Annotated in this window: 6 protein-coding genes; 5 read left to right on the top strand and 1 reads right to left on the bottom strand. The window is 40.8% G+C overall.

Annotation, left to right across the window (positions count from 1 at the left end; all coding sequences use genetic code 11):
* Positions 1 to 28: 28 nt before the first annotated feature.
* Positions 29 to 328, bottom strand: a complete 300-nt coding sequence (yhbY, locus tag BKK47_RS11820; protein ID WP_077495020.1) for a ribosome assembly RNA-binding protein YhbY — start codon at positions 326 to 328, stop codon at positions 29 to 31.
* Between the two features lie 153 nt (positions 329 to 481).
* Between yhbY and rlmE the strand changes: the two genes are divergently transcribed.
* From rlmE to sixA, 5 genes are all read left to right on the top strand, one after another.
* Positions 482 to 1,120 (top strand): 23S rRNA (uridine(2552)-2'-O)-methyltransferase RlmE, encoded by a 639-nt coding sequence (gene rlmE / locus BKK47_RS11815; protein ID WP_077495019.1) that lies wholly within the window; start codon positions 482 to 484, stop codon positions 1,118 to 1,120.
* Positions 1,121 to 1,207: 87 nt separating this feature from the next.
* Complete coding sequence (gene ftsH / locus BKK47_RS11810; RefSeq protein ID WP_077495018.1) at positions 1,208 to 3,109, top strand: ATP-dependent zinc metalloprotease FtsH; 1,902 nt, start codon at positions 1,208 to 1,210, stop codon at positions 3,107 to 3,109.
* A 114-nt stretch (positions 3,110 to 3,223) separates the two neighbouring features.
* The gene (gene folP, locus BKK47_RS11805) at positions 3,224 to 4,051 is read left to right on the top strand and encodes a dihydropteroate synthase (RefSeq protein ID WP_077495017.1); all 828 of its coding nucleotides are present in this window, start codon (positions 3,224 to 3,226) and stop codon (positions 4,049 to 4,051) included.
* A gap of 36 nt (positions 4,052 to 4,087) precedes the next feature.
* Positions 4,088 to 5,422, top strand: a complete 1,335-nt coding sequence (gene glmM, locus BKK47_RS11800; RefSeq protein ID WP_077495016.1) for a phosphoglucosamine mutase — start codon at positions 4,088 to 4,090, stop codon at positions 5,420 to 5,422.
* Between the two features lie 62 nt (positions 5,423 to 5,484).
* The gene (gene sixA / locus BKK47_RS11795) at positions 5,485 to 5,970 is read left to right on the top strand and encodes a phosphohistidine phosphatase SixA (RefSeq protein WP_077495015.1); all 486 of its coding nucleotides are present in this window, start codon (positions 5,485 to 5,487) and stop codon (positions 5,968 to 5,970) included.
* The last annotated feature ends 86 nt before the right edge of the window (positions 5,971 to 6,056 follow it).

Below are 6,056 nucleotides of genomic sequence, written 5' to 3'. Positions count from 1 at the left end.
GTCATTTTTTACCGCACTTTAATCTAAATTATTTCCGTGGAAGTTGTATTTTCTTCTCTTCACTAGGTTTGTAAAGCACAAGAATATGCCCGATGGTTTGAACATTTGAAGCTTGGGTTTCACGAACAATAGCATCAATAATTAATTGTTTGGTTTCACGATCGGCACCAGCAATTTTTACTTTAATAAGTTCATGGTGATTCAGTGCGTTTTCGATTTCGGCAAGTACGCCTTCGGTTAAACCATTGCCACCGAGCATAACAACAGGGTTTAGATGGTGTGCAAGGCCTTTTAAAAATTGTTTTTGTTTGGTTGATAAGGTTGTCATAAGGAATCCTATAAATGAATACGAATAATAAAAAGAGCGGTCAGAAAAAACAGAGATTTTCTCTGTTTTTAGGCTCATCAAGTCTTGAATTTGGCAGATTGTACCCAAATATAGGCGAAACTACTACAAAAAATAGTACGAAAGACATAAATCATGGGAAAGAAAAAACGTTCGGCGAGTTCTTCTCGTTGGCTAAACGAACATTTTAAAGATCCGTTTGTACAAAAAGCACATAAGCAAAAACTGCGTTCCCGTGCTTATTTTAAACTTGATGAAATTCAGCAAACGGACAAATTATTTAAATCGGCAATGACGGTTGTCGATCTTGGGGCCGCACCGGGTGGATGGTCACAATATGTTGTGAGCCAAATTGGTGGTAAAGGACGAGTGATTGCCTGCGATATTTTAGAAATGGATCCCATTGTCGGGGTTGATTTTTTACAAGGCGATTTTCGTGATGAAAATGTCCTCAATGCATTGCTTGAACGTGTAGGCGAAGCGAAGGTGGATGTAGTGATGTCGGATATGGCACCTAATTTCAGCGGTATGCCCTCGGTGGATATCCCGCGTGCTATGTATCTGGTTGAATTGGCGTTAGATATGTGTAAACAGGTTCTGGCGAACAAAGGAAGTTTTGTCGTCAAAGTATTTCAAGGAGAAGGCTTTGATGAATATTTACGCGAAATTCGAGCTTTATTTAGTGTGGTAAAGGTGCGTAAACCGGAGGCTTCGCGTGGACGTTCCCGTGAAGTTTATATTGTGGCTACGGGCTATAAAGGCGAATTGCTTTGATACCTTTTCATCGTTTGCGATATATAGTATCTTTGTGGTGAATTTATTAACTTTAACTTAGGAAAGGCAGGTTAAACTTTGAACGATATGGTCAAAAATTTGGTACTCTGGATCGTAGTGGCGGTTGTTATGATGACTGCTTACCAGAGTTTCAATTCTAATTCGGTAGAAAACTCCACCGATTACACGACGTTTGTTTACGATGTGAGCAATGGTCAAGTAAAAGAAGCGCGTTTTGATACCAATGAAATTACGGTAACAAAAAACGATGGCTCAAAATACATGACTGTCATGCCGCCATTGGAAGATAAGAAATTACTTGATGATTTATTAAGTAAGAAAGTGAAAGTAGAGGGTACGCCGTTTGAAAGACGTAGTTTACTTTCACAAATTTTAATTTCTTGGTTTCCAATGTTATTTCTTGTGGGCGTGTGGATTTTCTTTATGCGTCAAATGCAAGGCGGTGGCGGCAAGGCGATGAGCTTTGGTAAAAGCCGCGCAAAAATGTTAAGCCAAGATCAAATCAAAGTGACTTTTGCCGATGTGGCAGGTTGTGATGAAGCAAAAGAAGAAGTCGGCGAAATTGTTGATTTCTTACGTGATCCGACCAAATTCCAAAATTTAGGCGGTAAAATTCCAAAAGGAATTTTGATGGTAGGGCCTCCGGGTACCGGTAAAACCTTATTGGCAAAAGCCATTGCCGGTGAAGCTAAAGTGCCGTTTTTTACTATTTCGGGTTCTGATTTCGTTGAAATGTTTGTCGGTGTGGGGGCTTCCCGTGTACGCGATATGTTTGAACAAGCGAAGAAAAATGCCCCTTGTTTAATCTTTATTGATGAAATTGATGCAGTGGGTCGTCAACGTGGTGCCGGTTTAGGCGGCGGTCATGATGAGCGTGAGCAAACCCTTAACCAAATGCTTGTTGAAATGGATGGTTTCGGTGGTCACGACGGGGTGATTGTTATTGCCGCAACTAACCGTCCAGATGTATTGGATCCAGCATTAACCCGTCCGGGGCGTTTCGACCGTCAAGTTGTGGTGGGATTGCCGGATGTAAAAGGCCGTGAGCAAATTTTAAAAGTACATATGCGCAAAGTACCGTTGGCTGATGATGTTGATGCCATGACATTAGCTCGTGGTACACCGGGTTATTCCGGTGCGGATCTGGCTAACCTTGTCAATGAAGCTGCGCTATTTGCCGCCCGTAATAATAAACGTAAAGTTTCCATGCTTGAGTTTGAAAAAGCAAAAGACAAAATTAATATGGGGCCGGAACGCCGCACCATGATTATGACGGAGAAACAAAAAGAATCGACGGCTTATCATGAGGCAGGCCATGCCATTGTGGGGTATTTAGTGCCTGAACATGATCCTGTTCATAAAGTGACCATTATTCCTCGAGGTCGTGCATTGGGGGTTACGTTCTTCTTACCGGAAGGGGATCAGGTCAGCATTAGCCAAAAACAATTAGAGAGTAAACTGTCTACCCTTTATGCAGGACGTTTGGCGGAAGATTTAATTTATGGTGAAGAAAATATTTCTACCGGCGCTTCTAATGATATTAAGGTGGCAACCAATATTGCCCGTAATATGGTGACGCAATGGGGGTTCTCAGAAAAACTTGGCCCGATTCTTTATTCCGAAGATGAAGGGGAAGTGTTCTTAGGTCGCTCGATGGCAAAAGCAAAACATATGTCTGATGAAACTGCTCATGTGATCGATGAAGAAGTTCGTGCAATCATAACGCGTAATTATGAGCGTGCGAGACAAATTCTGATTGATAATATGGATATTTTACATGCGATGAAAGACGCACTTGTGAAATATGAAACCATCGAAGAAGTGCAAATTAAGCAATTAATGAAGCGTGAGCCGGTCACACCGCCTTCAGGCTGGGAAGAACCGCAAACTTCACAAGCGGCTTATTCAAATGTTGCTTCTGAAAACAAATCGGAAAGTGCGGTCGAAAAAACGCAAGATTCTGAATAATTGAATAAAGCCTTCCTAACAGGGAAGGCTTTATTTTTATCGAATGATTTTTTTCCTTAGCATATTTCGTTATAATTTCACTCTCAAATTCACTCTAAAAATTAACCGCACTTTATGAAACTTTACGCAAACCAAAAATCCCTTGATTTATCATCTCCTCAGATCATGGGGATTTTAAATTTCACACCGGACTCCTTTTCTGATAGCGGAAAATTTTTTAGCCTTGATAAAGCATTATTTCAAGTAGAAAAAATGCTGAATGAAGGAGCAAGTATTATTGATATTGGCGGTGAATCAACACGCCCGATGGCAGATGAGGTGTCTGAGCAGGAAGAACTGCAACGGGTTGTGCCCTTAGTAGAAGCCGTGCACCAACGTTTTGACTGTTGGATTTCGGTGGATTCCTCTAAGGCTATTGTGATGCAGGAGGCGGCAAAAGTGGGGATGGATTTAATCAATGATATTCGAGCTTTACAAGAGCCGAAAGCATTACAAGTTGCAACAGAATTGGGTTTGCCTATCTGTATTATGCATATGCAAGGGCAACCAAGGACAATGCAAGCTCATCCTCAATATAAAGATGTTGTGCAGGATGTTCTCGCCTTTTTACGTCAACGTTCCGAAGAATGTATCTCAGCAGGGATAAAAAAAGAAAATTTAATTTGGGATATGGGATTCGGATTTGGTAAGACGGTTCAACACAACTATAAATTGTTACAACAACTCAGCATATTTTGTGAAGAGGGATATCCTGTGCTTACGGGACTATCACGCAAATCAATGATTGGTGCGGTGTTGGAGAAGCCCGTTGACGAGAGAGTGATTGGAAGTGTTGCCGGGGCATTGATTGCTGCTCAAAAAGGGGCAAAGATTTTACGTGTGCATGATGTGGCGGCAACGTCTGATATGCTCAAAATTTGGCAGGCGACAGAAAACGCCTAATTTTTTAGAAAAAATTGAGAAATAAAGGAATTTATTATGGCAAATCGTAAATATTTCGGTACGGATGGTGTACGTGGTAAAGTCGGTACTTATCCGATTACGCCTGATTTTGCATTAAAATTAGGTTGGGCGGCAGGTAAAGTACTAGCCTCACAAGGATCAAAAACAGTCTTAATTGGTAAAGATACCCGTATTTCCGGCTATATGTTGGAATCTGCGTTAGAGGCAGGCTTAGCCGCAGCCGGTTTGTCCGCTGCTTTTACGGGACCAATGCCAACCCCTGCAATTGCTTATTTAACCAGAACTTTTCGTGCGGAAGCGGGTATTGTTATTTCAGCCTCTCATAATCCTTACTATGATAATGGCATCAAATTTTTCTCTGCGCAGGGAACGAAATTGCCGGACGAAATTGAAGAAGCCATTGAAGCGATGCTTGAACAGCCAATGGATTGTGTCGAATCGGCTGAATTGGGTAAAGCTCGCCGTATTAATGATGCAGCAGGGCGTTATATTGAATTTTGTAAAGGTACGTTTCCTGCCCATTTAGGATTAGAAGGCTACAAAATTGTAGTAGATTGTGCCAATGGCGCCACTTATCATATTGCACCTAATGTATTGCGTGAACTCGGTGCGGAAGTAATTGAAATTGGTACGGAACCTAACGGTGTGAATATCAATGAAAAATGCGGTGCAACGGATGTTCGGGTATTACAAGAAAAAGTCTTGGAAGTGAAAGCGGATATTGGTCTGGCTTATGACGGGGATGGAGACCGAATTATGATGGTGGATCACCTTGGGAATAAAGTAGATGGTGACCAAATTCTTTTTATTATTGCCCGTGAAGCACTGCGTTCCGGTCAATTAAAAGGTGGTGTAGTAGGGACATTAATGAGTAATATGAGCCTTGAGATTGCATTAAAAATGCTAGGCGTACCGTTTTTGCGCGCTAATGTAGGCGACCGTTATGTTCTTGAAAAAATGCAGGATAATAATTGGACGCTTGGTGGTGAAAATTCCGGTCATATTATCATTTCTGATAAAAATTCTACGGGAGACGGTATTATTGCTTCATTAGCGGTATTGACCGCAATGGTTCAACATAAACTTTCACTTAATGAATTGGCTAGCGCAGTAAAATTATTCCCTCAGGTCTTAATTAATGTGCGTTTTGGCGGAGGGGAAAATCCATTAGAGAGTGAGGCAGTGAAAGCTGTTGCGGCAGATGTAGAAAAACGTTTAGAAGGTAAAGGACGAATTCTATTGCGTAAATCCGGTACAGAGCCTTTAATTCGTGTGATGGTAGAATGCCAAGACGGTGAACTTGCACAGCAATGTGCGGAAGAAATTGCTGAGGCAGTGAAAACAAACTAGTCTTATTGACCGCTCAAAAAAAGAGCGGTCAGTTTTTATTTTAATTAGGAAAGCAATACAATATGAAAATTTTTATTATGCGCCATGGTGAAGCCGAAGTGATGGCGAAGACTGACAAAGAGCGTCGTTTAACAGAATATGGAAAGAAACAAGCTTTTGCCCAAGGCGAGTGGTTGAAAAATAATGCAAGATCAACCGCACTTCCATTTAACCGTATATTAGTAAGCCCCTATCAACGTGCTTTGGAAACTTTTGAACAGGTTAATTTAGCATTTGATTCAGCGCTACAATCTCACTTAGAAATTTGGCAAGGGATTACACCTTATGGATCGGCAGAATTAGTTATAGATTATCTATCAGTGTTGGAAAAGGAAAAAATTGATTCCATTCTTCTTATTTCACATTTACCATTAGTCGGGGAAATTGTTGCAGAGCTTTATGGTAAACGAAATCCGATTAGTTTTTATCCGGCAACGATTGCCCAAATTGGTTGGCAGAATGGAAAAGGGGAGATTATGAGCTATAGTTATCCACCGGAAATGCTTTGATTTGTATAAAAGATAGACATTTATATTTTTTATGTTCTTTACAAAAAATAAATTTAAAAATGGGAACTTTTTAAAAAATCTTGTTA

The sequence above is a fragment of the Rodentibacter mrazii genome, from assembly GCF_001998825.1.
Taxonomy (GTDB): Bacteria; Pseudomonadota; Gammaproteobacteria; order Enterobacterales; family Pasteurellaceae; genus Rodentibacter; species Rodentibacter mrazii.
Note: the sequence above shows the minus strand (reverse complement) of the source record. Positions and strands in the feature narration are given on the sequence as shown.

Excerpts from the sequence above, each read along its gene's own strand:
- yhbY (WP_077495020.1), bottom strand. The coding sequence starts at position 328 with ATGACAACCTTATCAACCAAACAAAAACAATTTTTAAAAGGCCTTGCA.
- rlmE (WP_077495019.1), top strand. The coding sequence starts at position 482 with ATGGGAAAGAAAAAACGTTCGGCGAGTTCTTCTCGTTGGCTAAACGAA.
- ftsH (WP_077495018.1), top strand. The coding sequence starts at position 1,208 with ATGGTCAAAAATTTGGTACTCTGGATCGTAGTGGCGGTTGTTATGATG.
- folP (WP_077495017.1), top strand. The coding sequence starts at position 3,224 with ATGAAACTTTACGCAAACCAAAAATCCCTTGATTTATCATCTCCTCAG.
- glmM (WP_077495016.1), top strand. The coding sequence starts at position 4,088 with ATGGCAAATCGTAAATATTTCGGTACGGATGGTGTACGTGGTAAAGTC.
- sixA (WP_077495015.1), top strand. The coding sequence starts at position 5,485 with ATGAAAATTTTTATTATGCGCCATGGTGAAGCCGAAGTGATGGCGAAG.